Genomic DNA, 26,709 nt, shown 5'->3' on the forward strand with positions numbered 1-26,709 from the left:
AATGTGATATGTTGATGTGAACATAAGGAGAGCAGATTTGAACACCACGTCCGGTATTGTCAGGCACATCCACCGCGTGAATGCGTTGAAAAACATGGCAGAAAAAATGGGCCAGTTGCCGGCTATCCATGCCCTGCAAGAATGGCAGTGTGAACGTTTGCTGGTGACTCACGCAGATCTGGCGGCTCAGCCACAGTACCGCCAGGCTATGGCCTTTTTTACAGAAGAGCTCTACGGACCGAAAGATTTTTCACAGCGGGATGCTGATATCGTGCGGGTGATCCCGAAACTGGCAAAAGTATTGCCGGACAAAGCCATGCAGGCGCTGGATGACGCCCTTGCACTGAATGCCCTCTCTTTTGAACTGGATCAAAAGGTTGTTGAGGCACTACAGTGCCAGCCGCTTAACAACAATACCTATGCTCTGGCCTACCGTGAAGCGGGTGATAAAGCAGCAAGAACACAGCAAATTGACATCATCCGGCACCTGGGACAACAACTGGCCGCAATCATTAAAATACGGGGTATTGGTATGCTTATCTCGGTATCCCGCCGTCCGGCAAAACTGGCGGGACTTCTTTCTCTGCACGAATTTTTGCAGCGGGGATACGATACCTTCAGACAACTTGGCGATGTTGAGCGCTTTACCGGACCGGTTATTGCCCGTGAGCAACAATTAATGTTACAACTGTTTTCCGACGATTTTAGCCTTGAAAACAATCCTGTACCCCATGTACCCGAACGATGACTACCAGCCGGAATGGGCACTGCCTGCCCCTTTCGTTAAACCATGGCAAATAAACGACTCCCACATAGATCACTATCAGCACGTTAACAATGTGGCCTATCTGTCACAGCTGGAGTCGCTGGCCTGGTCACATTCAAATCATCTGGGACTGACATTCAATGATTACCGGGCATGCGGTAAAGGTATGGTGATCCACCGTCACGAACTGGACTATCTGTTACCCTGTCACGAAGGTGATACATTATTGTGTGCCACCTGGATTGTGGAATGCGACGGTAAGCTGAACCTTGAGCGACGCTTCCAGTTTGTTTGTCCCGTGCGCCGGAAAACGGTGTTTGCCGCCAGAACCCGTTTTGTTTGCGTCAATTTAAAAACCGGTGCCCCTGCGCGTATGCCTGCACCGTTTAAAAATACGTATACTGAAGCGGTGACAACGTCGTGAACAAATGGTTGCTGGCTGCCCTTGTGTTGTCTCTCACCCTTAACGGCATATTGCTGGTAACCCGCCGGGAAACCGTTACACAGCAGGTTGTGCCGCTGGCAGACAGTACTGAAGAAAGTATTCGCCCTGCTGTGCAAGCCCCCGCACCGACAAGCTTCCCCCTTTCAGCCTCAGATCCCATGCAGGAGGAAAGGCCTTCAGCGGCTACACTGCAAGCCTGGTTTAATAATGGCGATCCACGCTTTTTTCCTGCCCTCACTGCCGCCCTCAGAGACCAGCCCTATAACTGGGAATTGTTACTGCTGGAAGCAATGTGGGTAAAACGTGAGGAACCGTTAAGTGAAGCTATCATCCAGTACTACAAAATTCTTGAGCGAAACCCTCCGCCGCAGGTCGAACAGGACATCTCCGTATTGATTACCCAAATGGCAGATACCGCAGCAGAAAAGCTCCGGCTCGCCGGCGACTGGGACACCCTTGCGGCGTTTGTGGAGCCACTTTACCAGTACCGGCCGGAAGATCGTTTTTATACCCTGCAACTGGCAGAGGCGTATGGCAGACAGCAAAAATTTACGCTGATGGAAAATGTACTGGCTTCGCTGCCATCTGAAGACCGGCAGGCTGAAGCGCTTCGGCGTGTACTGTATCCTCAGGCCGCAGACGCACAAAGTGAAGATACCCCGCCCACGGAGGAAGAACGTGAGGTATCCGGTAACGCATTCAGGATGCCGCTGGAACAAACCGGCGATCATTATCTCGCGCCACTGACACTTAACGGCCGCCACTCAAGATTGCTGGTAGATACCGGTGCATCGGTTACAACGGTGACGACGGAGGTATTCAGACAAGTAGCCAGACGGGGAAATTACCGGGACCTGGGAAATTTTGCAGTCAATACCGCAGGCGGCCGGGTAGACGCCCGCATGGTAACATTAAAAGAAGTAGAGTTTGGTCCGTGGCGACTGGCGGATGTATCGGTGCTGGTGCTGCCACCGGGTACGCTTGATGGCACTGAGGGGCTGTTAGGCATGAATATTCTCAAGCGGTTTCATTTCCGCATTGACCAGGCCGGGAATGCGCTGCTGCTGGATCCCATTCACTAAGCCCGGTTTTATAAAACCGGGCTTAGCCTGCTTCGAACCGTTACAAAGCCGCTGCGACTTTTGTTCCTTGCTCAATGGCCCGTTTGGCATCGAGTTCACGGGCTTCATCTGCACCGCCGATAAGATGACACGGTTTCGTCAGGCCTTCCTGCAATGCCCGCAGCGGCTCCTGTCCGGCACAAATGATCACATTATCTACCGGTAGTACCATTGACTTGCCCTCTACTGTGCAGTGAAAACCTTCATCATCAATGCAGTCATAGGTTACGCCAGCGATCATTTTCACTCCTTTCATCATAAGATTGGCGCGGTGAGACCATCCGGTCGTTTTACCCAGACCCGCGCCCACTTTGGAAGTTTTCCGCTGGAGCAGGAAGATTTCTCTGGATGACGGCTCTGGTGCAGGTTTAACCCCTTCCACACCAGCCCTTGCTGTCAGTGTCATATCCACGCCCCACTCTTTCATGAAAACGGGAATATCCAGGCTTGGCGCATTCTTCCCGTGTGACAGATACTCAGACACATCAAAACCGATCCCACCGGCACCGATTACCGCTACACGTTTGCCCACCGGTTTTTTATCTCTGATCACGTCCAGATAGGTGAGAACTTTACTGTGTTCAATGCCCTCAATGTCGGGCACTCTCGGGGTAATACCAGTCGCCAGAATAACGTCATCAAAGTTGCCGTTATTCAGCGTGTCTGCGGTCACTCTGGTGTTCAGCTGAACATCTACGCCGGTAAGCTCAAGCTGACGGGCGAAATAGCGCAGGGTTTCATTAAACTCTTCTTTGCCCGGGATCTGTCTGGCGATATTGAACTGACCGCCAATCTCAGATGCACTGTCAAACAGCGTGACTTTATGCCCCCGCCGTGCAGCGGTAGTCGCCGCCGCCAGCCCTGCAGGACCGGCCCCGACCACAGCAATATGCTTCACTGACTGCGCCGGCGCAATTTGCAGTTGCAGTTCATGACAGGCCCGCGGGTTAACCAGACAACTGGTGAGTTTGCCGTTAAAAATATGGTCCAGACACGCCTGATTGCAGCCAATACAGGTATTTATTTCATCACTGCGGTTTTGTTCAGCTTTAATAACGAACTCAGCGTCTGCCAGAAATGGCCGCGCCATGGAAACCATGTCCGCATCTCCCCGAGCCAGCACGGCTTCTGCGACCTCCGGTGTATTGATGCGGTTACAGGTGATCAGCGGCACATTGAGCGCCGCTTTAAACTTCGCAGTCACCCAGGTGAAAGCAGCCCGCGGCACCCGTGTTGAAATGGTAGGAATTCGCGCTTCATGCCAGCCGATCCCGGTATTGATAAGATTCGCGCCGGCTTCCTCAATAGCCAGCCCCAGCTTCACCACTTCATCGTATGTAGAGCCGCCTTCGACTAAGTCCAGCATGGAAAGCCGGTAAATAATGATGAAGTTATCACCGGTGGCTTCACGGACCCGGCGCACCACTTCAACCGGCAGACGCATTCTGTTCTCATAACTGCCTCCCCAGTCATCATCACGCTGATTCGTGCGGGCTGCAATAAACTGATTCAGGAAATAACCTTCAGAACCCATGATTTCCACACCGTCATAACCGGCTTTCTGCGCCTGAGTGGCAGCAAAAATAAAGTCACTGATCTGTTGTTCGATTTCTTCTTCTGTCAGCGCTTTGGGTTTGTACGGATTAATCGGCGCCTGAATAGCCGATGGCGCCACCAGCTTCTCCGAGTAGGCATAACGGCCGGTATGCAGGATTTGCATACAAATTTTCCCGCCTTCGGCATGGACCGCATCCGTCACTTCACGATGATGGGCAACGGCCTTATCTGAATCCAGGCGCCGTGTGGCAGGATGGGTAGAGCCTTCTTCATTAGGTCCGATCCCACCAGTTACAATTAACGCCACACCGCCCCGGGCTCGTTCGGCATAGAATGCGGCCATGTGTTTGTGCCCGCCCGGCATTTCTTCAAGCCCGGTGTGCATAGAGCCCATGATGACGCGGTTCTTTAACTGAGTGAATCCCAAATCAAGGGGGCGAAACAGATGCGGATACGTGGTGGTGCTCATGTTTAGTCCTGATGGTTGCCTGTCATTGAATTTGTAGCCAGGTTTGGTGAACAACGCAAACTTGACACCGTCAAGATAACACCAATGTTGACAGTGTCAAGATTAAACGGGACACTCCGCTTACCGACTTATCAGGAAACGCTATGACTTCCGGTTCTTCTTACCATCACGGTGATTTACGCAGTGCGCTCATTGAAGCGGCCACCACTATCATTGAAGACAGTGGCATAGACGCTTTGTCGCTGAGAAAGCTGGCAGAGGTAACGGGCGTATCGAGAACCGCCCCGTATCACCATTTTAAAGATAAAAATGCATTACTCAGTGCTATTGCTGCTAAAGGGTTTGACGACTGGCACGCCTCTGCCAGAGCTATTTTTGAACAGGAAGATCTGACTCCGGCTACCCGTTTCCGCCGCTTTATCCACCAGTATGTCAATTATGCCGCGAACCACCCGCAGGTCTATGAACTGATGTTCGGGCGGACGTTATGGCACAACGATCAGGCAACAGCACAGTTGAAAGACATTGCTTATCCCTGCTTCCAATACCAGCTCACCATGACCCGCACCTGGCAGTCCAGTGGACTGCTTCCCGAAGATCAGGATGCACTGAGGCTGGCGCAGGTCACCTGGAGTACCCTGCACGGTATCGCAAGACTATTAATTGATGGTATTTACGCCGACGAGTCGCATATCAGCGAAATGTGCGACTGTGCCGCAGAAGTGTTTATCCGCTCTGCCGGATTAAAGTAAGTTCTGAAGGCAAAGTACCTTTTGCAGAAAGCCCGGCGGCTCAGGGATGGCCGGCACTGCGGATGATCAGGTCCGCCACCCGCTCGGCAATCATCACCACCGGCGCATTTGTATTGCCCCCGGGCAACACAGGCATGACCGACGCATCTGCAACCCGCAGGCCATTTACCCCTTTTACGCGACACTGATTGTCAGTCACCGCCATTTCATCCTCTGCCGCTCCCATTTTGCAGGTGCCAACAGGATGATAGATACTTTCCGCATGCTCACGGATAAATTCGTCAAGCAATGCCTCATCGTTATTCCCTTGTGGCGGTGACAATCGTTTCCCCCGCACGTCATCGAAAGCCGTACTGTTTACCAGCTTGTCTGCCAGAGCAACCCCCTCGAGCAGCACTTTTTTATCGTCGGGATGGGTGAGATAAGCAGGCTCGATTAGCGGATGGTCAGCAGGATGACTGCTTTGCAAAGAGATACTGCCACGGCTTTTCGGATACAAGGCACAAACGTGAACCCCGAAACCGTATCCGTAAACCGAGCGGCGGCCATGTTCAGCCAGAATGGCCGGCAGGAAATGAAATTGCAGATCCGGCTGACCGGACTGCGCCAGTGATGAAGAAGCGAAGCCGCCGGCTTCGGCAATGTTGGAAGAAAGCAGGCCTCCTGATGAAAACAAATACCGGAAACCGGCTGCTATGTAGGAGGGTATGGCAGAAAGTGCAACAGCATAGCCCTGACGGGACGTGCAACGGTATTGCACAATAGCGTCCAGATGATCCTGCAAGTTACGGCCTGTACCCGGGGAGTCCGCGACCACATGCACGCCTTTTTCCATCAGCATGTCACGGGGTCCCACTCCGGAGAGCATCAACAGATGCGGTGAATTAATTGCCCCTCCGCACAGAATGACTTCTTTACGTGCGCCAATCCGGCGACCTTTGCCTTTATACCGCACCTGCACGCCGCTGGCGGTTTTACCGGTGAAAAGTACTTTTTCAGTGAGCGTCCGGGTATGTACCGTCAGGTTGGGCCGGTTCAACGCAGGTTTAAGATACGCCTGCGCCGTGGACCAGCGCCGGCCGTGCTTTTGGGTGACATCATAAAAGCCAAGCCCTTCCCGCTGTTCACGGTTGAAGTCGGTTCTGACAGGCAAACCGGCAGCATCTGCAGAATTCACAAAACACCGGGAAAGCGGATCGGTATGACGAAGCTTTTCAACTCTGAGGGGACCGCCGGTGCCATGATAAGCATCTGCGCCGCCGTGATAATCTTCTGCCTTTTTAAACCATGGCAGCACTTCGTTGTAACTCCAGCCGGCAGCGCCGGATTCAGCCCAGCGATCATAGTCTTCCCGCTGGCCGCGAATGTAGCACATGGCATTGACTGAACTGCTGCCCCCCAGGGTTTTCCCTCTGGGCCAGAAAAGTTCGCGGTCATTCAGCTCACTTTGCGGTGCAGTGAAATATCCCCAGCCAATGCTGTCAAAACGACTGAGCAAAGACAATCCGAACGGCACATGGATGAACGGATTGTTGTCTTTACCACCGGCTTCCAGCAGACACACAGTAACAGACGGATTTTCTGACAAACGGGCTGCCAGCACTGCGCCGGCAGATCCCGCTCCGGTGATCACATAATCATACTGTTCTTCAACCATACGCCACCCGCAATGTGCTTATTCAACTGCTCTTACCAGTTTAACAAATTGTCGGCTATTGTCTGTGTTTTTTATGTTACTGTAGTGACAGACTGAACCACAGGGACAGAGGATTGACACTCAGCTGGCGGGAAAAATGGAAAGTCGCCGTTTGCGGCCTGATGATAAAAACAGGCAGACTGACGTATGATGACTACACCACACAAGAACTACAGGCGTTACTGACTCCCCTGTTCCCCCGCTCTTTTCCGTTTGATGTACCGGGAGGAAAGGCCCGCCTGACTATCACGGAAGCACAGGTTCACGGTCAGGAAGAATCAAACAGGCTGGCACTGCAATGTTTTGCAGAACTCAACATTACGGTCCTCGATACCCCGCTTTACCGTGCCCATGTCATTGTCGTGATAAGCGGAACGCCGGTTTACGATATTCAAAACCATGTGATCAGTATTGAGGATCTCAAATCCGACGCTATCCAACTGGTTAATGACAACTATGCGCTGCTCAATGACACCCGCTCACTGATCCGTCAGATTGTGCCCGGGTTACAACTGGGTAAGTCACTGACTGAGTTTATCAGTGCACCTCTTCTGAATATTGCCAGTATCGCCACCACCGGCAAAACTGACCGTTTGCTGTCGTATCTGCGCCTGTATCTTGATCATAACAAACAGCGTATTCTGGACTATCACAAACCGGAAATTGATGCGGTGTTGCAGCGCCATGCTGAAACGCAGGATCTCAGCTATGCATTAGGCGGCCACTGGCGGGAAGTTGTTTTTCACCGCTGGGGAAAACAGGTATTCGTGGTCAACGGCGGGTTGAGATTCAGTTTCCGCTGAGGTTAATGAAACCTTCACACTATTCAGCAATGACCGAACGGGGATAACTTTCAATCTGCTCGCCGATATCTTCAATACCCACTCCGGGTTCATCCACCGACCGGGCAAGAATGGCTAAAGCTTCATGGACATAACCGGCCAGAGGGCTGATGTCTTTGACATGCCGGTTACAGCACACCATCCCCACGTTTGCTGTTCCGTTGTAGGTCATCAGTGTGATATTCACGCCGCCACCCGGCGTCATGGTGGACACCGGATAACAGGCCAGTAATTTGCTGTCCTTCAGATAACGGGCTTCTTTTGGTCCGGGCAGGTTTGAAATTAAGATATTCGCTATGGGCTTGACGAAGTCTGACAAGTGTAACCATTCAAACACAAGTGATACCGCCTGAATAGTGATGGTGTACGCTTTAAATGCCCCCGGTGTCGCTTTTTGTGCAGCATGTTTGACGATGCGGTGATTCACAATGATTTGCCTTAACCGCACATACGGGTCCCGCTCGCCGTGGGCCAGTTCAACAGGCACAATGGCAATCTTATTACCGGTGGTCTTCTCGCCCGGTTTACGCAAATTAACCGGCATATTGGTATACAGTGGACGGGTAAACCGCTGTCCGTGATCTTTCAGAAAACGGTGAACCGCAATATCAAATACGCACAGCAATATTTCGTTAGCAGATGCCCGCGTGCGTCTTGCCAGCGCTTTAATCTCTGCAAAATCGATGTCTGTTGTAGTTACCGCCCTGCCTGCTCTCACCTGACCGGTAAGAGGCGTTTGCGTACCACTGAAGGGCAACGGCATGTAATGGGTGTTAATACGCACCAGCTTCATCAGCAGCCGCAACATAATGATGAAAAACTGCCAGCTGGTTTTCAGTCCCTGCCAGACAGCGAACAACCTGTCGCGCCAGCGCACCAGATGCTTTCTTTTGTGGCGCAGCCGTTTAAGTGCCCAGACCGGAGTAAATCCCTGCTCAGCAGGTCCGGCGGTATATCCGGCCTGAAACCAGCGAACAAGCGTTGCGCCGTCACCGTAGAGATGATGCACCCGCGCATAAATCACAAACTGACGGCTGGTGTTGTCATGCAAAAAAATAAATTGCCAGAGTGGCTTTTCCGGGTCGAGCCGCGAAGCATGCAGTGTTTCGGTGAGTTTATCGAGCTGTCTGCGATCCTGAATGTTTTCAGTAATATGAAATTGCACGTGATAATCCATATCCATGTGCTTTACAGGCTGCAAACCCAGGGGGTAACCCAGCAGCGTTTTAATTTTGCAATTAAATGGCGGGGTAATTTTTGTGTGCGATTTTACTTCTTCGTAAAGCGCCCTGACGTACTCTGAAGCACATGCCTGCTCAGGCATTTCAAGGATCTGCACACAACCCACATGCTTGGGACTGGCGTCAGACTCCGCCAGCCAGAAAGACTTGTCCAGAAAAGACAGTGAGCGGCCCATCAGTCTTCCCCGTCTGTCCAGTCAGTATGTTTCAGGTTTGCCAGACTGTGACGGGCAATCCCCTGATTCAGTTCAGCCAGGGTGCCCTCCGGTAAGGTTAACCGCGGCAATAAACTCATCATTAATAAAGACAGGCAGTGATATCGTTGAGATTCACCGTCCAGGCTGCGGCCAAGCTGGTCATATTGAAACGACTGGGTCAACACAAGGGTTAACAGTTCAGTAAGCAGAGGTAACTCCGCTTTTTCCAGGGTCAGAGAACCGGAGGATTTAAGCGCATGCAATACATTGCTTATCTGTTTTTCCAGCGCACTCACCACCTGATTTCTCACCTTGTGGGCGTGAGGATACTTTTCGGCAAGATCTGCCGGACTCCGGTAAAGAAATTCAAACAGATGCAGTTTCTCAATGATCATGTAGAAATAATAGAACACATCTTCCGCACTGATGCGGGCGGCAATATCACTTCGCAGTACATGCAGCATCTGATTTTTGTGAATGTTGATAAGGCGTTCAACAATCACTTCTTTGCCCTTGTAATGGTAGTACAGGTTACCCGGACTGATATCCAGTTCCATGGCAATATCTACACTGGTTACGCTGTTTTCGCCATGCTCATTGAACAGTGACAGCGCCGTGTAGAGTATTTTGTCTGCGGTTTTCATGTTCAGATAAACACCAGATAAAACTGGGCAAACCCGGCTGCCAGGCCCAGTAATGCGCCTGTCAGAATAAGCTTCCATTCATCCTGCCGGTAAGCAGGACGCAATACGCCTTCAAATTCTTCCGGCGGGAGAGCCTGCATGCGGCCCCGTAAATCATCTCCTACCCGTAAAGCAGAATGGGCGTAATCGTAAGCATAAAACAGGGCTTTATCTGAGTTTTCAAAAATACGCTGTACGGCCAGCGCTTTCATCTTGAAATAATTTTCAGAGCCGACACCCAACCCGAAATACGGCTGGGCAACGGCCACATAGCGCTCAATAGCATCATTGACGTGCAGCTCGATAAGCTCCAGTAACGATGCTGACCCGGAGCCGTGCAGGATCACATGGGTAATATTTTGCGGAGTGATAAGCTTGTTTTCGATAATTTCAGCATACACACGGGACACTTCCGCCTGCCTTTTCAGAAACATGCCCTGAACAGTCACAGGACCAAACTTACGGGGACGTTTAGGTTCGAAGATGATTTTAATTGCAATCCAGTTAGTGGCGTAGCCCACCAGCAACCCACCCAGCGGCAACAACCACCATGCCTGAAAATAGTGCCACAGAAACATGGTGGGTAACCCGAAAAGAAAACCAAAATAAAAACCGGAACGGACGATGAACGGAAACTCTTTGGCACCGGCAGTAAGAAAAATTTCATTGATGAGTGAAGGCGAACCGACCAGTTGCTCGACTACCAGCTCTTTGATGTTCAGAATTTCATTTATATTTAACTGAAAATCTGTGACCAGCTTTTTTACAACCCGGGGCATGTCATTTTCAATCCGGCGGTAAACCAGATTCTTTCCCTGCACCGGCACTGCGGCCCATAAATCCGGTGCTGAAGCTTCCATCACCTCGTTGACCACACTTTTCAGCACCTGCTTTAAGCGCCGTTCGATGGCACAGGCCAGCTGTTCGCCGTCCAGGCGTTGGGCGAGTTCTTCAACACTGAGCAGTTTGCCCAGAACCAGCTCTACTTCAATTTCAGCCATTTCCCGCCGTTTTGCCGGGATCAGCCCCTGCCAGCCAAAAAATGGTCTGATCCCCTTAAATTCAATGGGATAAAACATCATTTTGACCGCCAGATAATTGGTCACCCAACCCACAATCGCGCTGATAAACGGGATAGACAGCAGGCTAAGCAGTTCCGGGTTCCATTCCATGCAAGCTATTGTTTTTGGCTATTTTACCGACATAGCTTCAGGCTAAAGGGAGATTACATATTTAGCAAACCTTTTGCGGTGAAAGCTTGATCTGCGCCATACGTTCAAAATTAGGTAGAGCATTCAAATTATTCCTGCCAGGCTGGCTAATATCACTGCAAGTGATGTGTTTCCAAAGATCAGTAAGAGGCCGGTATTATGGTATTTTTCTCAAAATCGAATGCAATAGAGCAGGATATTGAACTGGCTTCTGATTATGCTGAATACCGTGAAGCCTGCCTGGCTCACGACGCCCTGACCGGCGCAGATGACTGGAAGCGAAAAGAAGCCAGCAGAGATTACGACTACCGGTTGATACGCAAACGTGTTCAACGCATGCAGTCAGCCAGAAAGTTACAGGATGTGACCGGCCTGATGTCGGTACTCCATGAAGGATTGCATGGTAATCTGGGTAATATCGCCAACCCTGCCCTGCTTACACACAGTAAAACGGGCACCAAGCAGCTTATCGAAACCTTTATCAGCGAAGTGGTCATGGCACTGGATGCCATTTACCGGGCTGATGAATCTGTGGTGGATTTTTTCCATAAAAAGCAGTTTTTTGAAGAGACGGCTCATGCATTCGGCCGTTCCTGTCTGATGCTGTCCGGTGGTGCCGGTCTGGGATTTTTTCACGCCGGTGTAGTGAAATCCCTCAATGAACACAACCTGTTGCCCACCGTGATATCAGGGGCCAGTGCCGGTGCTATTATCGCCGCTATGATTGGCACAAAAAACCAGCAGGAACTGCAGGAAGCCCTGTCTCCTGAGTTTATTCTGAGTAAGTTTCGTTACTGGAGAAAATGGTCAGGGTTTGGCAGGAAGTCGCTGCTGGATGCCACAGCGCTGGAAAATACCCTCATTGAACTGTTTGATCTGATGACTTTTGAAGAGGCTTTCAGTAAGACCGGGCGTCATATCAACATTTCCGTATCACCGATGGATTTACATCAACAATCACGGGTACTCAACGCCAAAACATCTCCGAATGCTATTATTACTCAGGCTGTGCGAGCCTCCACCGCCGTCCCGTTATTTTTCAGCCCCGTGCAACTACGCGCTAAAAATGCTGCCGGCGATATCATACCGTACATCCCTAACCGCCGGTTCGTGGACGGCTCACTCATGGCGGATTTGCCTTTCAGACAATTGTCACGGTTATACGGTGTTAACCACAGCATCGTCAGCCAGACAAATCCCCTGGCTGTGCCTTTTTTATCCTCAAACCGCGCCGGTGCTACTACACTGACCGGACTGACATTCCGCCACATCAGTCAACTGGCGAAGTCTAACAGCATTTTTGCGTTCGACATGCTTGAGAACCTCACCGGTAACAAGGCTGCCCGCCTCGCAATTCATAAAGTACGGTCGGTCATTGACCAGCAGTACGTAGGCAATATTAATATTCTTCCTCATAATCAGCTCAGGAGTCTCAGTCAGATCCTCGCCAACCCGACTTCAGAAAGTATTACATCGCTGATACGCAGCGGCGAGAAGTCTACCTGGGAGCACATTGATGTTATTGAAAGAAATACTAAAATTAGCGAGACGTTACGCTTATATTTAGCTAAGCTAAAAGAACGGGAAGCCAGGGAATCAGGGCACTGATAAAAAACCGGAAAGGAAGACTCGGAGTATTTTAACGCTCAGGAATGCCGTGAACCGCAATGCCACTCAGGCTGACAGCCAGTATGTCAGCAAAGTCAAAAAACTCATTGAACTTGTCGATCCTGTGGATACGGCAAAGCCCTCGGTGGTGACATATGCCAGACACTTTTATGCGGTTACCGCAGACCTGAAAAAGCGCATTCAGAGCCTGGCGCAGGAAGTCAAAGTTGTCAGCGAAACCAGGGCCAACATTGCCGTGCTGGAAGATCTGAAGAAGCAACATAAATCCGCGGTGCAGCAACTTGAGAAAGAACAGGCAGATCGCCAGCGCCTGATAATCACTATTGTGTCGCAGATAATTTCCCTGAGTGAAGGGGAAACTTATTATGAGACCCAGACCGCCAGCTCCCGCTTTCTGGGCACATTGCTTCTGCTCACGCGGGGTAAAGATGGCAATTACGCCCGCTATCATCAACGGCTTAAACCGCTTTACAAAGCAGTACTAGCTCTCAGATTAAGTGACAAAGTGCTGGCAGACAGCAGCGTAAAACATAGCTATTTATCAAAGTATGCCGGCGTACTTGAACGGTTTACCGATGAAGTAAAAATGCGGGAATGGGCAAACTTCATCGCCACCCCTGTCATCGCAGCGGCTATTTTTCAGGACATCGGACTTTATCACGAAGAGGCTGTGCGCATTCTGTACGGGGAAGACGGCGAAGATGATCCGTTCAGAGAACTGGATGAATCTTTCCGCAAGCAACTGTTAAAGATTAACTATCAGCAAACACTGACCTTTATCAGAGACGGTGTTTCCTTTATCGGTTGTGAACAGAACAAAGGCCCCCACGGCTTTCTTATGGAACTGATGCAGGACACATTCACCGGTAAATCCGGAATCGGCGATATTTTAAAAATCCCGCAGGTCTATTCCTCCATTGTTCTGTCAACCAAGCCCGGCTATAACCGCTCTATGCTGCCGAAGGGTTATATGCTGATTGAACAAATGGCGAAACAAAAAAGTGTTAACAGCCGGCTCGCTGAGCACTTCATCAATATTGTGGGTTATTTCCCTCAGGGATTCGGTGTGTGCTTCATTCCGGTGAATGAAAAAGGTCAGGAAAAAGACCAGTATGAATATGCCATTGTGTCCCGGTTAAACCCGGAGCATCCTGCTGAACCGGTTTGCAAAATTGTGTCCAGGAACCTGACCTTTTTTGCTGCCGGCAAAGAAGAGCGGGTAGCGAAAGACAGAAATCTGTTCTTTAACGCCACCAAACAAAAACTGATGAAAATTGACCGCGCACGCATGACAGAAATCATGAGTCAGTTGAAAAAGAACTTCACCATCGCCGATGTGGACGAACACATTCCGGCATTCTGGGAACCCCACGACTTCTTTGCCGACCGCAAAAACCAATCTATCTGGCGGTGATAATGATGAGTCAGTACTGTTGATAACAATGGCCTGCGTATTTGTTTTGAAATCCGCAGGCATCGCCAGCCAGCCATTTAACTGTCAATTTTCTGAATCAGTTCATCCAGCTTTTCAATATTGCTGACGGTAGTTTTTACCAGGTTATCGATTTCGTCGGAAGACTGTTTTGAATTCCCGGCAAGGGTTCGCACTTCATCGGCAACAACGGCAAATCCCCGCCCTGTTTCTCCGGCCCTCGCCGCTTCAATGGCTGCGTTGAGAGCCAGTAAGTTGGTTTGTTCAGAGATACTATTAATTGTGCCGACGATAGAGCTGATCGTCTGGCTGGTTGTTAATAACTCTTTCATAGCAACCAGCGTCTGGTTAACCGCCTGCTTGCGGGTGCTCACATCAATGGCGAAGAACACGTAGCGTGTGATATCGCCATTAAAACTCTTCAGCGCACTAATCCGCGCATCAAAAGCGAGATATTTGTCACTTTCATGGATTTCGATAACTTTCGATACAAACCCATTCTGATTGAGCTGTTCTTTATCTTCCGCACTCAGGGCCTGCAGAATACGCTGCGCAAATACGTCCTGATTAACTACACCGGTCAGCGTGGTTCTGAGCAATTTATTCACGTCCACCACTTTGCCGCCGGGCTCCATTTCCATCAGTACCAGTGCACTTCCGATTGCTTTCAGTTTATTGGTGAAATCCAGCGCCATCTGTTTCACCCGGGTAATATCAGCCTGTACTGCAATGAAATTAACCAGCTTTCCGTCCTGAAACACCGGGTTTATTGAAAGCGACGTCCAGTAAGGCGCACCATCTTTCCGGTAATTCAGAATTTCATCGTAAAAGGCTTCCCGGTTCTTAATTTTCTGACGGATAACATCGACAGTCCTGGGGTCGGTCTCTTCCCCCTGCAGAAAGGAGCCCGGCTTCCGCCCCTTCACTTCAGTCAGTGTCCAGCCGGTTAACCCCTCAAAGCCATTATTCACGTACTCAATCAGACCTTCTGCATCAGAGATAATCACTGCATTGTCAGTTTCATTCGCCACCAGCGACAGCATACGTTGCAGCTCACGTTGCTCAACTTCATCCGTAACATCTTTAACAAACGCGGTGTAAAGCGTCCGCTCATCAAGACGTACTTTAGAAAGAGACAACTTTCCCCACAATGTATCGCCGTGCTTTGTTTCAATTTTCACTTCGCGGCTGGTGCCGACAATTTTGTCCTGTCCGGTACGGCGGTTTGCATTCACATATTCGTCATGGTTAGCCTGAATGGCGTGGGGCACCAGCATCTTAACGTTTTGCCCGATCACTTCGTCCCGGCTGTACCCCCACATTTTTTCAGCAGAGGCATTAAACAGCGTCACCAGATTGTTGTGGTCGATGCATACTACCGCATCCAGAGCCTGCTCAAGGGTTTGCTCAACAATTTCCCGCGACTCACGCTCCTCCGTGACATCCCGGACAAAAGCCGTGTAATGCTTCTTGCCGTTAACGATCACCTGAGACAGCGCCAGTTGAACCCAGATACGCTTACCAGATTTGGTTTCCAGCTCAACTTCCCTGGCGCTGCCCACTATCTTATTCACACCGGTCTGACGGTGAGCATTGACGTAGCTGTCATGATTACTCTGATGTTCGCGGGGAACCAGCATCTGAATATTGCGACCCAGCACTTCCTGAGGCGAATACCCCCAGAGCTGTTGTGCGGCGTCATTATAAAAGGTGACCTTGTTGTGTTCATCAATGGTCACTACGGCGAGTATGGATTGTTGAAGTGCTTGTTCTGCTGCGTCGTTGCGTGAAAAAAACGGCATGCCCTGTCCTCCTTTTAAAGAAGGTATAGAAGCACCCGGCCACTTTTTCCAATATAAGAGAAATTAAATCTTTATAAAACCGGAGCCTGCCATTACCCGGCAGACTCTGATAACAGGCAGACTGTGAGCGTTACCTTGCTTTAGGACGAACTGAAGATATTGTGCGGGGTCTCGCTCCGGGAGTGGAAGTCACCGTTTTCTTCCGGGTTGAAGGTCTCCGTGAAGGCTTCTCCGGCGTCTCCACACTGGCAGACTTTGCTGCTGTAACAGCGGGATCAACTTTTTCAGCTACTTCTTTCGTTTCCACTCTGGCAGAAGCTTCAGCTTCCTGTTTTGCCTGAGCTTTTTCCTGTGCCTGCTTTGCCGCCAGTAACGCAACCTGTTCTACCAGCACATCCACTTTCGCCGACAACACATCAAGTTGTTGCTCACGTTTATCACGCTTTGCCGTGAAAGACGGCACAAATGACCAGAGCGGACTGGTTTTGACTAACTGTTCCATATTGGCAAAAACAGCCGAAGGCGATAAAGATGACCGGAGATGTGCATCCATCCTGGCACCCCGTTGCTGCAGCTCATCAAAGGATTTTTTTTGCGCATCAAGCTGACAGTTAATCTGTTCAGTCACACCGGACAACTGCTCAGCGATAAGTTCGGAGCCGGCTTCAATCCAGCCGGTCAACGGACCGTTTGGCTTATTTTTCTGTACCATCACTTTTCCTTTATACCGAAGAAATCGTAGCGGCGAAAACACCGTGTGCCCGTCGTGCCGGACACACGGTGATCTGACATTATTTATTCGCTGCCAGCTTGGCAACCGCTTCTGTCAATGCGTCAATTTTGGCTGAAAGCTCTTCGATACGATGATCAGTATTGTCCGTATCAAGTCCCAGCTTCTGACGTACATCACTTACACGGCTTTCAACATCGTCAGTGGTTTCTTTGAATTTAGTGCGGGCGTCATCTTCTAAAGTTTCCCCCTTTTTCACTAACTCATCGAACATTTTAGACGCTTCAGTGCTCAGCTTTTCGTAACGGCCCTGTGCTTCTTCAACACTTTTACCGTAGGCGCCCAGTCCGGCAAGCCAGACTTTGCGGGCGAAATCTTCAGCATCGTTCAATTTGCTTTTAATGGTATCTGATTTGGTCATTTTCGGATCTCCTTTTGGAATTCGCTTCATCTGACACGACCATAAAATGAAAAGTTAGAAAGCGCATACTAATCCCGTTTATTTTTGCGAATGCAGACCAATCATATTGCCTTCACTATCCTGCAGCAGTGCAACAAAGCCATATTCGCCAATCGGAAATTTTTCTTTAATGACCGTGCCGCCCGCTTTGGGTACGCGGGCACATTCAATGGCACAGTCATCACAGGAGAAGTAGACCAGTGTGCCCGTACCGCCCGGTGTCATTCCTTCCATACTGACCAGCGCGCCGCTGGCTCCGTAAGCCGTCATGTCAGAGCCAAATCCTTTCATGACCAGCGATTCATCCGCAGGTACAGAGATTGTCTCTAACTCGCACATAAAAACAGATTCATAGAAGGTTTGTGCCCGGGACATATCACTGACGTAAATTTCAAACCAGCCAACGGGATTGAGGTTCATTGTGTTTCCTTACTGTCTGAGAGGTTGATTCAGGGCCGGCTGACCCGTTCTGAACACCACCGGCATTGACTTCACCGGCGTGCGGCGACAGCAAGAAAACAACATGACGGGTAAAACGGATCCCAGCATAAAGTAAGTAAAGGCTTTACCGCAAGCCCGGGAGATTCGAAAAGCAGATAGCAAAAAGCCCGGCGGATACCGGGCTTTCAGGATAAAACAGAATGATTAGTCGACGAGATCTTTAGGCATATCTTCGCGGATTTGTGCCCACACTTTACCAGACGCGATACCATACTGACGGATCAGGCCGGGTACACTCTCGTGGTCTCCGGACTTCGCTGCCGCTAACAATTTACCGTAGAAATCTTTCGCTACATCACGGGCGGATTGCTGGGCAAAAAAGTAACCACCGATGCGGGAATACAATCCGCGGAAACCGTTCATCATCAGAACAAACACTTTATTGCCGGATGCCAGCGCAAGATCATGGTTTAACTGATAATCAAAATGCGCAAATTCTTTGCCGTCTTCTTCAATATTCAGATACCGGGCGATAATTTCCGCAGAGTCTTCAGGGTTATTCCGGATTGCCATACGAATAAACACTGCGCTTAAATTCGTACGGGCGGCCAGCAGGTTATCCACCAGCTCGGGAATACCGTCCTGATCGAGACGGGCCAGGGTTTCCAGAATATTCAGACCACAAGTTTCCCAAAAGTTGTTCACTTTTGTGGGTTTACCGTGCTGAATCGTCAACCAGCCGTCTCTGGCGAGTCGTTGTAATACTTCGCGTAACGTGGTGCGTGTTACACCAATAAGCTCGGACAGCTCCCGTTCTGCCGGAAGAATGGTCCCCGGAGGGAAACGACCACTCCAGATAGACTCAACAATATACTCTTCAGCAAAACCTGCCGGGCTCTGGGCTTTATAAATCATAGGTGACTCGCCTGAATCTCTTTTTATTGTCAAACTCATTGTACCAGAGGAATTTTCTTTAACACAATCAATTAATCAGTCATAAAACTGATATAAGTTATACTAACTGAGGCCTGCGGCAGCTTTCTCAAGCTGTTTTTTTCAGGTAGAGTTTGGTTATGAGTGTACCAGATGTGATAAAAGCCACTAAAAACCATAACTTGGCTAATGTCCAACATTCGCTGGACAAGATTTACGATAATAATTACATTCACATCGCAACAAGCTGTTAAAGGAAAATTAACTATGCAAACATCGCTACCTATGGCGCTTTATAAGAACTTTCTCGGGCATGCGCCGGACTGGTACAAAAAAACAATTGTAGCGTTCCTTATTCTCAATCCTTTCCTTTTCATGGTAGATCCATACCTCGCGGGCTGGACACTGGTCATCGAGTTTATCTTCACGCTGGCGATGGCACTGAAATGTTATCCTTTACAACCGGGTGGTCTTTTGCTGATTGAAGCGATGTTCATTGGCATGACCTCGCCCGAACACATGATGCATGAAATTGAAGTGAACCTTGAGGTACTGCTGTTACTAGTCTTCATGGTCGCCGGTATTCACTTCATGAAAGATCTGCTGCTGTTCCTGTTTACCAAGCTGGTCATACGGGTGAAAAACAAGATGGTTTTGTCGCTGTCTTTTATTGCAGCGTCCGCGTTTTTATCTGCTTTCCTTGACGCATTAACGGTTGTCGCGGTCATTATTGCGGTAGGTCTGGGTTTCTACACGATTTACCACAAGGTCGCCTCCGGCAAAGAATTTCACCACGACCATGATCATACAGACGATGACGGTGTGTCGAACCTGGGTCGTGATGATTTGGAGAACTTCCGTGCGTTCCTGCGTAACCTGATGATGCACTCAGCGGTAGGCACTGCACTGGGTGGCGTAATGACCATGGTAGGTGAACCGCAAAACCTGATTATTGCTGATAAAGCGAGTTGGGACTTCGTAGAGTTCTTCACCCGTATGGCACCGATCACCTTACCCGTATTCGTATGCGGTCTGGCCACTACAGTGATTCTGGAGAAAACGAAACTGTTCAGCTACGGTGCTCAGCTACCGGCGGCAGTAAGAGACATTCTCGTATCCTACGACAAACATATGGATGAAGGCCGCACCAACCGCGATAAAGCCCGCCTGGCCGTTCAGGCGTTAATTGGTGTCTGGCTGGTTGTGGGACTTGCGGGTCACTTTGCTTCTGTTGGTCTTATCGGTTTGTCAGTTATTGTTCTGGCAACATCTGCCAGCGGTATCATTGAAGAGCATGCGTTAGGTAAAGCGTTTGAAGAAGCCCTGCCCTTCACAGCATTGCTATGTGTTTTCTTCGGTGTGGTTGCGGTAATTATCGATCAGGGCCTGTTCCAGCCGGTTATCCACTGGGTACTGTCTTTCGAAGGCGAAACCCAGCTGGTGATGTTCTATCTTGCTAACGGTGTGCTGTCGATGGTCAGTGACAACGTGTTTGTAGGCTCTGTGTACATTACGGAAGTGATGGCAGCGCTGCAGGAAGGCCAGATCACCCGTGACCAGTTCGACTTACTGGCTGTTGCTATTAATACAGGTACGAACCTGCCTTCTGTAGCGACACCTAACGGCCAGGCAGCATTTTTATTCCTGTTAACGTCGGCCATTGCCCCGCTGTTGCGCTTGTCCTACGGAAAAATGGTAGTGATGGCGCTGCCTTACACCGTGGTACTCACCTTAGTAGGACTGGCAGCCACCTATTTTGGCTTGGCAGATGCCACACAAGCGCTATACGATATGCACCTTATTGAGCACCATTCAGCTACGATGCCAGTATCAGGCGCTGAACCGCACTAAGGTTTTTATTGCAACAATGAATCTCATTCAATGGATTAGTCGCCAGGCGGAGTATAAACCCGCCTGGCTTCTTTTATTTTTATCTGCCGCAGGACTGTTGTCTGCAGCATTGTATTTTCAGCATGTTAATGGCCTGCAACCCTGTGTAATGTGTATTTATCAGCGTACAGCGGTTATCGGTATTTTGTTGTCCGGTTTACTGGTCGTTATTGTGAATCATGGCCTGACGCGGATGCTGGCTTTCGCCGGCTGGGCGGTTTCCTCGGTATGGGGATTTATGATCGCCCGTGAACAGTACGATATCATTCACAGTACTTCTCTGTTTGCCAGTTGCGAAATAGTGCCAAACTTCCCTTCATTTATGCCTCTTTACGACTGGTTACCGGCCATATTTGAAGCAAAAGGAGATTGCCTGGATGACGGCTGGCGTGTTGCCGGACTGGGCATGCCTGAGTGGATGATGGTGATCTTCGGGATTTACGCTGCCGTATTCGTTATCGTGTTTGGCTGTCGTTTACTGGACAAGAAACCCTTTTGATTGACTTAAGTACCCTGCCATCGCGGCTTCCTGCTATTGCAACCACAACCAGCCCCATCAGTATTGAACGGGCCGGGCAAAAACATGCCGATATGTTATGCGAAGCGTCCCAGCAATCAGTCAGTCATGTTCGGCCATGGATGGGTACAGATCTGTGCCCTGTCACCCCCGCGCAGGCCCGTCAGTGTCTGACCACCCTGGAAAATCAGCGTGAGCAGGGTTACGGTATCACCTACCTGCTGGTGATGGACAACCGTTGCCTCGGCATGGGACTGATAAACTATATCCATCCTTTGCACCGTAACGCCAACCTGGGTTTCTGGATCCGGCCTGAGGCATGCGGACAAGGTCTGGCTGTTCAGCTTTGTCAGGCTATGAAAAAACTGGCTTTTAATCAGATGGATTTATTTCGTCTGGAGTTGTTTATTGAACCCAATAACAAAGCCAGTTTGCGTGTTGCAGAAAAGTTGGGGGCAGAAAAGGAAGGTTACTGCCGCAAACGTATTTGCGGCAGACATGCATTGCTTTACGCGTTAACGAACGAATAGCCGGATATCAGTCTGCGTCGTGCAAGGGCCAACTGGCGATATAATCTTCAAACGCGTCTAAATCCACATCCGTTTCAAATACAGTCTTCCCTCTTACAGACATACCGGCCTGATGCATTTTGGCTTTCTTACCTTTATTCAGCAGCGGATGCCAGGACGGCAGCCCGCGACCTTCATGCAACCGCCGGTAGCTGCAACTTGGCGGCATAAAGAAAATATCCTTGAGATTCTCTTTAGTCAGCTTTACACAATCAGGAACCAGCTTTGTGCGCTCTGCATAGCGGGTACAGCCACAGGTTTTGGTATTCAGAAGCGAACAGGCAATGTTGGTATAGTGAATTTCCTCTCCCTGATTCAGGGTATCCGTTGGCGCGGCTTCTTCAGCATCGTCATCCTCAATGAACTTATGCAGACAACATTTTGCACAACCGTCACACAGTGATTCCCACTCAGCAAGAGTCATTTCATCAAGCGTCTTCGTTTCCCAGAACGGTGTCATCACATCACCACATTCGTTTCGACAGACATTAATTCGCCCAGCTCTGCGCGGATCCTGTCACCGGCATTTAGCGGGCCTACGCCTTTTGGCGTTCCGGTGAGAATAATATCGCCGGGTTGCAGGGTGAAGATGTGAGACATTTCTGCGATAAGCTCCGCTACCGGCCGTATCATCATTGCTGTATGCCCCTGCTGACGCACGGTATCATTCACGGTCAGGGTGAAATGAATGTCAGTAAGATCTCCGGTTTGCGTCAACGGAGCGAAAGCGGAAACCGGGCAGCTGCGATCAAAGGCTTTGGCACGCTCCCAGGGATAGCCCTGCGCTTTGAGTTCACTTTGTACATCACGTAAGGTCAGGTCAAGGGCGAGCCCTGCGCCCCAAATAGCGGCCAGCGCGTCATCAGGCGTCGCTTTGCACAGTGACTGACTCAACAAGATTGCCACTTCAAGTTCGTTATGGCATTCGCCTTTGTCTGAAGGGATCACCACCGGTTCAGACAAATGACAAAGTGCCGGAGCCGGCTTCATAAACAACAAGGCTTCGTCCGGCACGGTGTTGTTAAGCTCCTGAATATGATCAAGATAGTTGCGGCCGATACACAGGGCACGTGTCACAGGCAAAGGAACAGGCTGGCCCTGAATATTGAGATGTTGATACATGTTATTCCCCTTTGCGGATCCGGTCTGCCAGATAACTGACCGAGACGCCGAAATATGATGAACGGTTCCACTTCATCAGCGTATGAAAATTATTATAGACAAGGTATAAACGGCCATCGATGCCGTCCGGCATGATAAGAGAGGCTTTGATGCCGGCAGCAGGTAAGTCTGTTAAATCAAATTTACGCACTCCCCTTTCCTGCCATACCGTTAACGGCACGAAATCATCTTTTGCAAAGCCTGCATGTGCACCGTCATAACCATCAACGAACTTCACCTGGCGGCCCCAGGTGTAGTCATCATTCCACCCCTCGCTGGACAGAAAGTTAGCGATAGAGGCAAACACATCTGCCGGCGTGGTCCAGATGTCTTTTCTGCCGTCACCATCATAATCCACGGCATAATTTAAAAAAGAAACGGGCATAAACTGACTCTGGCCCATCGCACCGGCCCAGGAACCTTTCAGCGCTTCAATATCAATATGACCATCACGGATGATATCCAGTGCAGCATAGAACTGCTTTTTGAACATCGCTTCACGACGCCCTTCATAGGCTAAAGACAGCACTGCAGAGAACACCGGATAGTTGCCCTGGATTTTACCGAAGTTAGACTCATTACCCCATAAAGCGACAATAAAGCGGGGCTGAACACCATATTTGCTGCCGATTTCATCCAGCAGAGACTGATGCTCACGATACAGGGTAATTGCCTGCCTGACCTTCCAGTCCGGCACGCGGGTCGCCAGATAATCATCCAGCGTGATTTTTTTCTCCGGCTGATTTTTATCTGCCTTTACAACGGTGGGACGAAATGTGGCAGTATCCAGCGCTTTGTCCACCAGTTCTGCCGTATAGCCTTTTTCCACTGCTTCCTGCTTCAGAGACTGTAACCAGACTTTAAATCCTGCTTCGTTTTTTTCTTCCGCTGAAACCGGCAAAGCCAGCATTAAAAAAACGGTGAGCAATACAACAGGGCTGACTGAAAACAATGCCTTCATCACCGTTTTTCATCCACATGGGGCGTCAGACCAAGCTCTGTGCGGTGAGCAGCCAGCATGTCTTCCGCTTTTGGCGGCATTTGCAGATAAAAGCCTTTTTCTTTCAGCGCTACTTCCAGATCAGCTTTGCTGACACCGGCAAGCTGAGGCCGTTTATCCAGGGAAATCAACATCACCAGTTCCGGCGTGCCAAATTTCTCCATCAGTATTTCCGGTACATCACCGAAAGCATTTTTGCCGGGCACGTATAAATACATGCCTTCTTTCCGGCGGGTTTTATAAATTGCACAAAGCATATTCAGTCCTGCATTATTTCTTAACGGGTGAAAGCCAGCGGCCCTAATAATGAGGCCAGCCCCTTTTCCAGCAGAGGACGGCGCCAGCCACTCAGCAGATCAGGCAGAAGCCCCAGCACACGGGTTTCATCCAGTTCAAACCATTGCCATTTTAACAGCTGATTGATTTGTTTTTTAGAGGCCACAACTTCTTCTGACACGCCCTGCTCTGCGGCAACCATTGCACAGAGACGCTTAATAGCCGCCAGATGCTTTTTATATTCGGGATAGTCAATCAGCCGGCGCATACGGGGTAATTGTTTGTCTGCGGGGGTATCTTCATAAAGGGATTTCGCTTCAGCCACCAGGGCGGTAAGCGTTTCACCGTAACGACGGAGGGTTTGTGGCTGCAATCCCTCGATACGGCTCAGCGCAGTGCGGCTTAACGGCATTTTTACTGCCATATCGAACAGCTGACTTTCTCTGACCACAAAGTTGAGGGCCAGATTTTTTTCACGGGCAACCTTAAGCCGCCAGCCTGCAAGATGGCGAAACACGGTGAGCTGTTCAGGATTAAGCCGCCAGGTATTTTTCAGCACAAGGTAAGCCTGCTCCAGAGGAATTTGTGCGGCCTTCTTTTCTCCCAGTGCAGCAATTTCCTGCGTTACCCAATCAAATTTACCGGCATATTCGATTTGTTCTTTCAGTTGTAAGTACACAGGTAAAAGATACAGCACATCATTGGCGGCATACACCAGCTGACTTTCCCGTAGCGGTCTGGCCAGCCAGTCAGTGCGGGACTCCCCTTTATCCAGCACCACGTCACTCATCAGTTCCACCAGCCGTGCATAACCCAGGGTTGCGCCCATGCCGAGCACACTTGCTGCAAATTGAGTATCGAATACCGGCGCAGGTATTACACCGAATGCTGCCAGAAATGTTTCCAGATCTTCTGAGCAGGAATGCAGAACTTTGATCACATCCGGATTCGTCATTAATGCCACAAACGGGCTTAAATCATTAATCGCCAGCGGATCGATAAGTGCCAGTTGCTCACCGTCGAACAACTGCAATAGTCCCAGCTGCGGCGTCAGGGTACGGGTACGTACGAATTCAGTATCAATGGCAACTGCTTCAGCGGCAGAGGCCTTCTCACAGACAGCTTTCAGCGCAATTTCGTCGGTTATTAAGGTATATTTCATCATAAAAAAACAGCCGGCAATGATGCCGGCTGTCCCAATTAGTTGCGTAAAGTCACGGTGAACTCAGTCCCTCAGTTCTCTACGCAGAATTTTGCCTACATTGGTTTTTGGCAGTTCGTCTTTAAAGACAACGTGTTTCGGCACTTTATAGCCGGTGAGGTGCTTACGACAATGTGCAATAACCGTTTCAGCGGTCAGGCTCTTGTCCTTAGCAACTACAAATAACTTCACGACTTCACCACTGACTTCGTGAGGCACACCGATAGCAGCCGCTTCCACCACATCATCATGCATGGCAGCCACTTCTTCAATCTCATTCGGGAACACATTGAAGCCGGAGACCAGGATCATATCTTTTTTACGGTCAACAATATAGAAGTAACCTTCATTGTCTGACTTCGCAATATCGCCAGTTGCCAGCCAGCCATCTTTAAGAATTTCTTCTGTAGCTTCGGGACGGTTCAGATACCCCTTCATGACCTGCGGCCCTTTCACCCACATTTCACCGGCTTCACCTAAGGGCACATCATTGCCGTTATCATCCAGCAGACGAATTTCTGTAGAAGGTACCGGCATACCGATAGCACCTTTGTAAGCCTTAATGGTAGGAGAATTAACCGCTACCACCGGCGAACACTCAGTCAGGCCGTAACCCTCAAGCAGTACCGTGCCGGTGACTTTTTGCCAGCGTTCAGCCACAGGGCGCTGCACGGCCATACCGCCGCCCAGACCGAACTTAAATCCGGAGAAATCAAGTTCGCTGAATCCCGGCGTATTAAGCAGACCGTTAAACAGGGTGTTCACCCCGGGCAAAATGGCAAATTTGTGTTTCGACAGCTCTTTCACAAAACCCGGCATGTCTCTCGGGTTGGTAATAAGCAGGTTCGGACAACCAAATTTAAGGAACAACAGGCAGTTCGCCAGTAATGCAAAGATGTGATAAAGCGGTAACGCAGTGACAACGACATCTTCACCGGGCTCAATGACGATTTCGAGAATACCCGATACCTGTTCCAGGTTTGCAATCATATTACGGTGTGTCAGCATCGCACCTTTCGATACGCCTGTTGTACCGCCGGTATATTGTAAAAATGCCAGATCGTCCCCTGTTATCTCAGGACGCTGATAAGTGTGATTGGCGCCGGCTTTCACTGCTGACATGAACGACTCAGCTTGTGGCAGAGAAAACTCCGGCACCATCTTTTTCACGTGCTTCACCGCCAGGTTTACTATCCAGCGCTTAGGAGCCGGTAACATATCCCCTAACGCCGTGCGCAGTACTTTTTTCACCGGTGTATCAGCAATCACACTTTCCAGCGTGGCGGCAAAGTTATCGACAATAACAATGGCTTTGGCATTGGCATCGTTTAACTGGTGCTTTAATTCGCGGGCGGTATAGAGCGGGTTCACGTTAATGACGGTGAGTCCGGCCCGTAATACGCCGAACATAGCAACAGGGTATTGCAACAAATTTGGCATCATGATGGCGACAGCATCGCCACGCTCTAAACCACTATTTTGCAGATAAGCCGCAAACTGAGCAGACAACACGTCCAGCTCATTGAAAGTCATGCTGTGACCCATATTCATGTAAGCGGTTTTATCGCCCCAGGTCGTCACAGACTGTTCAAAAATATCTACGATAGAGGCATAACGATCAGGGTTAATTTCTGCCGAAACACTTGGGTCGTAATGCTCAAGCCAAATTTTTTCCACACACCCTCCGG

General features: G+C 49.9%; 26 protein-coding genes. 10 read left to right on the forward strand and 16 right to left on the reverse strand.

Features of this window, described 5'->3' with window-relative positions; translation table 11 throughout:
* Positions 1–37 precede the first annotated feature (37 nt).
* Genes ACXAGC_RS19335 through ACXAGC_RS19345 form a run of 3 tightly spaced genes read left to right on the forward strand, consistent with a single transcriptional unit; the run spans position 38 to position 2,293 of the window.
* Positions 38–748 carry a DUF8198 family protein gene (locus tag ACXAGC_RS19335; protein ID WP_474846463.1) on the forward strand — a complete coding sequence of 237 codons (711 nt, stop codon included), beginning with the start codon at positions 38–40 and terminating at the stop codon, positions 746–748.
* Positions 732–1,190 (forward strand): acyl-CoA thioesterase, encoded by a 459-nt coding sequence (locus tag ACXAGC_RS19340; protein ID WP_474846465.1) that lies wholly within the window; start codon positions 732–734, stop codon positions 1,188–1,190. The genes ACXAGC_RS19335 and ACXAGC_RS19340 overlap by 17 nt, the downstream gene beginning before the upstream one ends.
* The gene (locus tag ACXAGC_RS19345) at positions 1,187–2,293 is read left to right on the forward strand and encodes a retropepsin-like aspartic protease family protein (RefSeq protein WP_474846467.1); all 1,107 of its coding nucleotides are present in this window, start codon (positions 1,187–1,189) and stop codon (positions 2,291–2,293) included. Before ACXAGC_RS19340 ends, ACXAGC_RS19345 begins: the two co-directional genes overlap by 4 nt.
* Positions 2,294–2,333: 40 nt before the next feature.
* On the opposite strand, the gene ACXAGC_RS19350 is transcribed toward ACXAGC_RS19345, so the two are convergent.
* A complete protein-coding gene (locus ACXAGC_RS19350; protein WP_474846469.1) occupies positions 2,334–4,358 on the reverse strand; it encodes an oxidoreductase in 2,025 nt (674 codons plus the stop codon).
* 143 nt (positions 4,359–4,501) lie between these two features.
* Here ACXAGC_RS19350 and ACXAGC_RS19355 point away from each other — a divergent pair, with 143 nt between their 5' ends.
* Positions 4,502–5,110, forward strand: a complete 609-nt coding sequence (locus ACXAGC_RS19355) for a TetR/AcrR family transcriptional regulator (protein ID WP_474846471.1) — start codon at positions 4,502–4,504, stop codon at positions 5,108–5,110.
* 40 nt (positions 5,111–5,150) lie between these two features.
* Here ACXAGC_RS19355 and ACXAGC_RS19360 read toward each other — a convergent pair whose 3' ends face one another.
* Complete coding sequence (locus ACXAGC_RS19360) at positions 5,151–6,767, reverse strand: GMC family oxidoreductase (RefSeq protein WP_474846473.1); 1,617 nt, start codon at positions 6,765–6,767, stop codon at positions 5,151–5,153.
* Between the two features lie 113 nt (positions 6,768–6,880).
* Here ACXAGC_RS19360 and ACXAGC_RS19365 point away from each other — a divergent pair, with 113 nt between their 5' ends.
* Positions 6,881–7,609 carry a DUF4403 family protein gene (locus tag ACXAGC_RS19365; RefSeq protein WP_474846475.1) on the forward strand — a complete coding sequence of 243 codons (729 nt, stop codon included), beginning with the start codon at positions 6,881–6,883 and terminating at the stop codon, positions 7,607–7,609.
* Between the two features lie 19 nt (positions 7,610–7,628).
* Here the strand turns inward: ACXAGC_RS19365 and ACXAGC_RS19370 are convergent, their stop codons facing one another.
* From ACXAGC_RS19370 to ACXAGC_RS19380, 3 genes are read right to left on the reverse strand one after another with little or no spacing between them, the layout of a single operon-like run.
* Positions 7,629–9,065, reverse strand: coding sequence for a wax ester/triacylglycerol synthase domain-containing protein (locus tag ACXAGC_RS19370; protein ID WP_474846476.1), 1,437 nt, complete (start codon positions 9,063–9,065; stop codon positions 7,629–7,631).
* The gene (locus tag ACXAGC_RS19375) at positions 9,065–9,730 is read right to left on the reverse strand and encodes a TetR/AcrR family transcriptional regulator (protein ID WP_474846478.1); all 666 of its coding nucleotides are present in this window, start codon (positions 9,728–9,730) and stop codon (positions 9,065–9,067) included. The genes ACXAGC_RS19370 and ACXAGC_RS19375 overlap by 1 nt, the downstream gene beginning before the upstream one ends.
* Positions 9,731–9,732: 2 nt before the next feature.
* Positions 9,733–10,941, reverse strand: a complete 1,209-nt coding sequence (locus ACXAGC_RS19380; protein WP_474846480.1) for a DUF445 domain-containing protein — start codon at positions 10,939–10,941, stop codon at positions 9,733–9,735.
* Between the two features lie 195 nt (positions 10,942–11,136).
* On the opposite strand from ACXAGC_RS19380, the gene ACXAGC_RS19385 reads away from it, so the two are divergent.
* Both ACXAGC_RS19385 and ACXAGC_RS19390 read left to right on the forward strand, forming a co-directional pair.
* The gene (locus ACXAGC_RS19385) at positions 11,137–12,588 is read left to right on the forward strand and encodes a DUF3336 domain-containing protein (protein WP_474846575.1); all 1,452 of its coding nucleotides are present in this window, start codon (positions 11,137–11,139) and stop codon (positions 12,586–12,588) included.
* 49 nt (positions 12,589–12,637) lie between these two features.
* Positions 12,638–14,023 carry a hypothetical protein gene (locus tag ACXAGC_RS19390; protein WP_474846482.1) on the forward strand — a complete coding sequence of 462 codons (1,386 nt, stop codon included), beginning with the start codon at positions 12,638–12,640 and terminating at the stop codon, positions 14,021–14,023.
* A gap of 77 nt (positions 14,024–14,100) precedes the next feature.
* Here ACXAGC_RS19390 and ACXAGC_RS19395 read toward each other — a convergent pair whose 3' ends face one another.
* From ACXAGC_RS19395 to fadR, 5 genes are all read right to left on the reverse strand, one after another.
* The gene (locus tag ACXAGC_RS19395; protein WP_474846484.1) at positions 14,101–15,843 is read right to left on the reverse strand and encodes a PAS domain S-box protein; all 1,743 of its coding nucleotides are present in this window, start codon (positions 15,841–15,843) and stop codon (positions 14,101–14,103) included.
* Positions 15,844–15,973: 130 nt separating this feature from the next.
* Positions 15,974–16,555: a hypothetical protein gene (locus tag ACXAGC_RS19400; RefSeq protein WP_474846486.1), complete on the reverse strand. Its 582-nt coding sequence runs from the start codon at positions 16,553–16,555 to the stop codon at positions 15,974–15,976.
* Positions 16,556–16,634: 79 nt separating this feature from the next.
* Positions 16,635–16,994 carry a phasin-related domain-containing protein gene (locus tag ACXAGC_RS19405; RefSeq protein WP_119501850.1) on the reverse strand — a complete coding sequence of 120 codons (360 nt, stop codon included), beginning with the start codon at positions 16,992–16,994 and terminating at the stop codon, positions 16,635–16,637.
* Between the two features lie 78 nt (positions 16,995–17,072).
* Positions 17,073–17,453, reverse strand: coding sequence for a VOC family protein (locus ACXAGC_RS19410; RefSeq protein WP_119501851.1), 381 nt, complete (start codon positions 17,451–17,453; stop codon positions 17,073–17,075).
* 225 nt (positions 17,454–17,678) lie between these two features.
* On the reverse strand, positions 17,679–18,389 hold the full coding sequence (gene fadR / locus ACXAGC_RS19415) for a fatty acid metabolism transcriptional regulator FadR (RefSeq protein ID WP_474846489.1): 711 nt from the start codon (positions 18,387–18,389) through the stop codon (positions 17,679–17,681).
* A 285-nt stretch (positions 18,390–18,674) separates the two neighbouring features.
* On the opposite strand from fadR, the gene nhaB reads away from it, so the two are divergent.
* The 3 genes from nhaB to ACXAGC_RS19430 are packed head-to-tail and all read left to right on the forward strand — an operon-like array spanning position 18,675 to position 21,344.
* Positions 18,675–20,258: a sodium/proton antiporter NhaB gene (gene nhaB / locus ACXAGC_RS19420; protein WP_474846491.1), complete on the forward strand. Its 1,584-nt coding sequence runs from the start codon at positions 18,675–18,677 to the stop codon at positions 20,256–20,258.
* Positions 20,259–20,274: 16 nt separating this feature from the next.
* Positions 20,275–20,796 carry a disulfide bond formation protein DsbB gene (gene dsbB / locus ACXAGC_RS19425; RefSeq protein WP_119501854.1) on the forward strand — a complete coding sequence of 174 codons (522 nt, stop codon included), beginning with the start codon at positions 20,275–20,277 and terminating at the stop codon, positions 20,794–20,796.
* Entirely contained in the window at positions 20,793–21,344 is a 552-nt protein-coding gene (locus ACXAGC_RS19430) for a GNAT family N-acetyltransferase (RefSeq protein ID WP_474846494.1), read from the forward strand. Before dsbB ends, ACXAGC_RS19430 begins: the two co-directional genes overlap by 4 nt.
* Positions 21,345–21,351: 7 nt before the next feature.
* Here the strand turns inward: ACXAGC_RS19430 and ACXAGC_RS19435 are convergent, their stop codons facing one another.
* The 6 genes from ACXAGC_RS19435 to fadD all read right to left on the reverse strand — a co-directional run bounded on the left by ACXAGC_RS19435 (position 21,352) and on the right by fadD (position 26,698).
* Positions 21,352–21,843 carry a YcgN family cysteine cluster protein gene (locus tag ACXAGC_RS19435; protein WP_474846496.1) on the reverse strand — a complete coding sequence of 164 codons (492 nt, stop codon included), beginning with the start codon at positions 21,841–21,843 and terminating at the stop codon, positions 21,352–21,354.
* On the reverse strand, positions 21,843–22,505 hold the full coding sequence (locus ACXAGC_RS19440; protein ID WP_119501857.1) for a fumarylacetoacetate hydrolase family protein: 663 nt from the start codon (positions 22,503–22,505) through the stop codon (positions 21,843–21,845). The genes ACXAGC_RS19435 and ACXAGC_RS19440 overlap by 1 nt, the downstream gene beginning before the upstream one ends.
* Before the next feature lies 1 nt (position 22,506).
* Positions 22,507–23,505 (reverse strand): lytic murein transglycosylase, encoded by a 999-nt coding sequence (locus tag ACXAGC_RS19445; RefSeq protein ID WP_474846498.1) that lies wholly within the window; start codon positions 23,503–23,505, stop codon positions 22,507–22,509.
* Positions 23,505–23,801 (reverse strand): YcgL domain-containing protein, encoded by a 297-nt coding sequence (locus tag ACXAGC_RS19450; RefSeq protein ID WP_303575399.1) that lies wholly within the window; start codon positions 23,799–23,801, stop codon positions 23,505–23,507. Before ACXAGC_RS19450 ends, ACXAGC_RS19445 begins: the two co-directional genes overlap by 1 nt.
* A gap of 20 nt (positions 23,802–23,821) precedes the next feature.
* Positions 23,822–24,982, reverse strand: coding sequence for a ribonuclease D (gene rnd / locus ACXAGC_RS19455; RefSeq protein WP_474846577.1), 1,161 nt, complete (start codon positions 24,980–24,982; stop codon positions 23,822–23,824).
* Positions 24,983–25,045: 63 nt separating this feature from the next.
* A complete protein-coding gene (gene fadD, locus ACXAGC_RS19460; RefSeq protein WP_303575402.1) occupies positions 25,046–26,698 on the reverse strand; it encodes a long-chain-fatty-acid--CoA ligase FadD in 1,653 nt (550 codons plus the stop codon).
* Positions 26,699–26,709: the final 11 nt, after the last annotated feature.

It is taken from the genome of Alteromonas sp. AWJ4_197 (assembly GCF_056160285.1).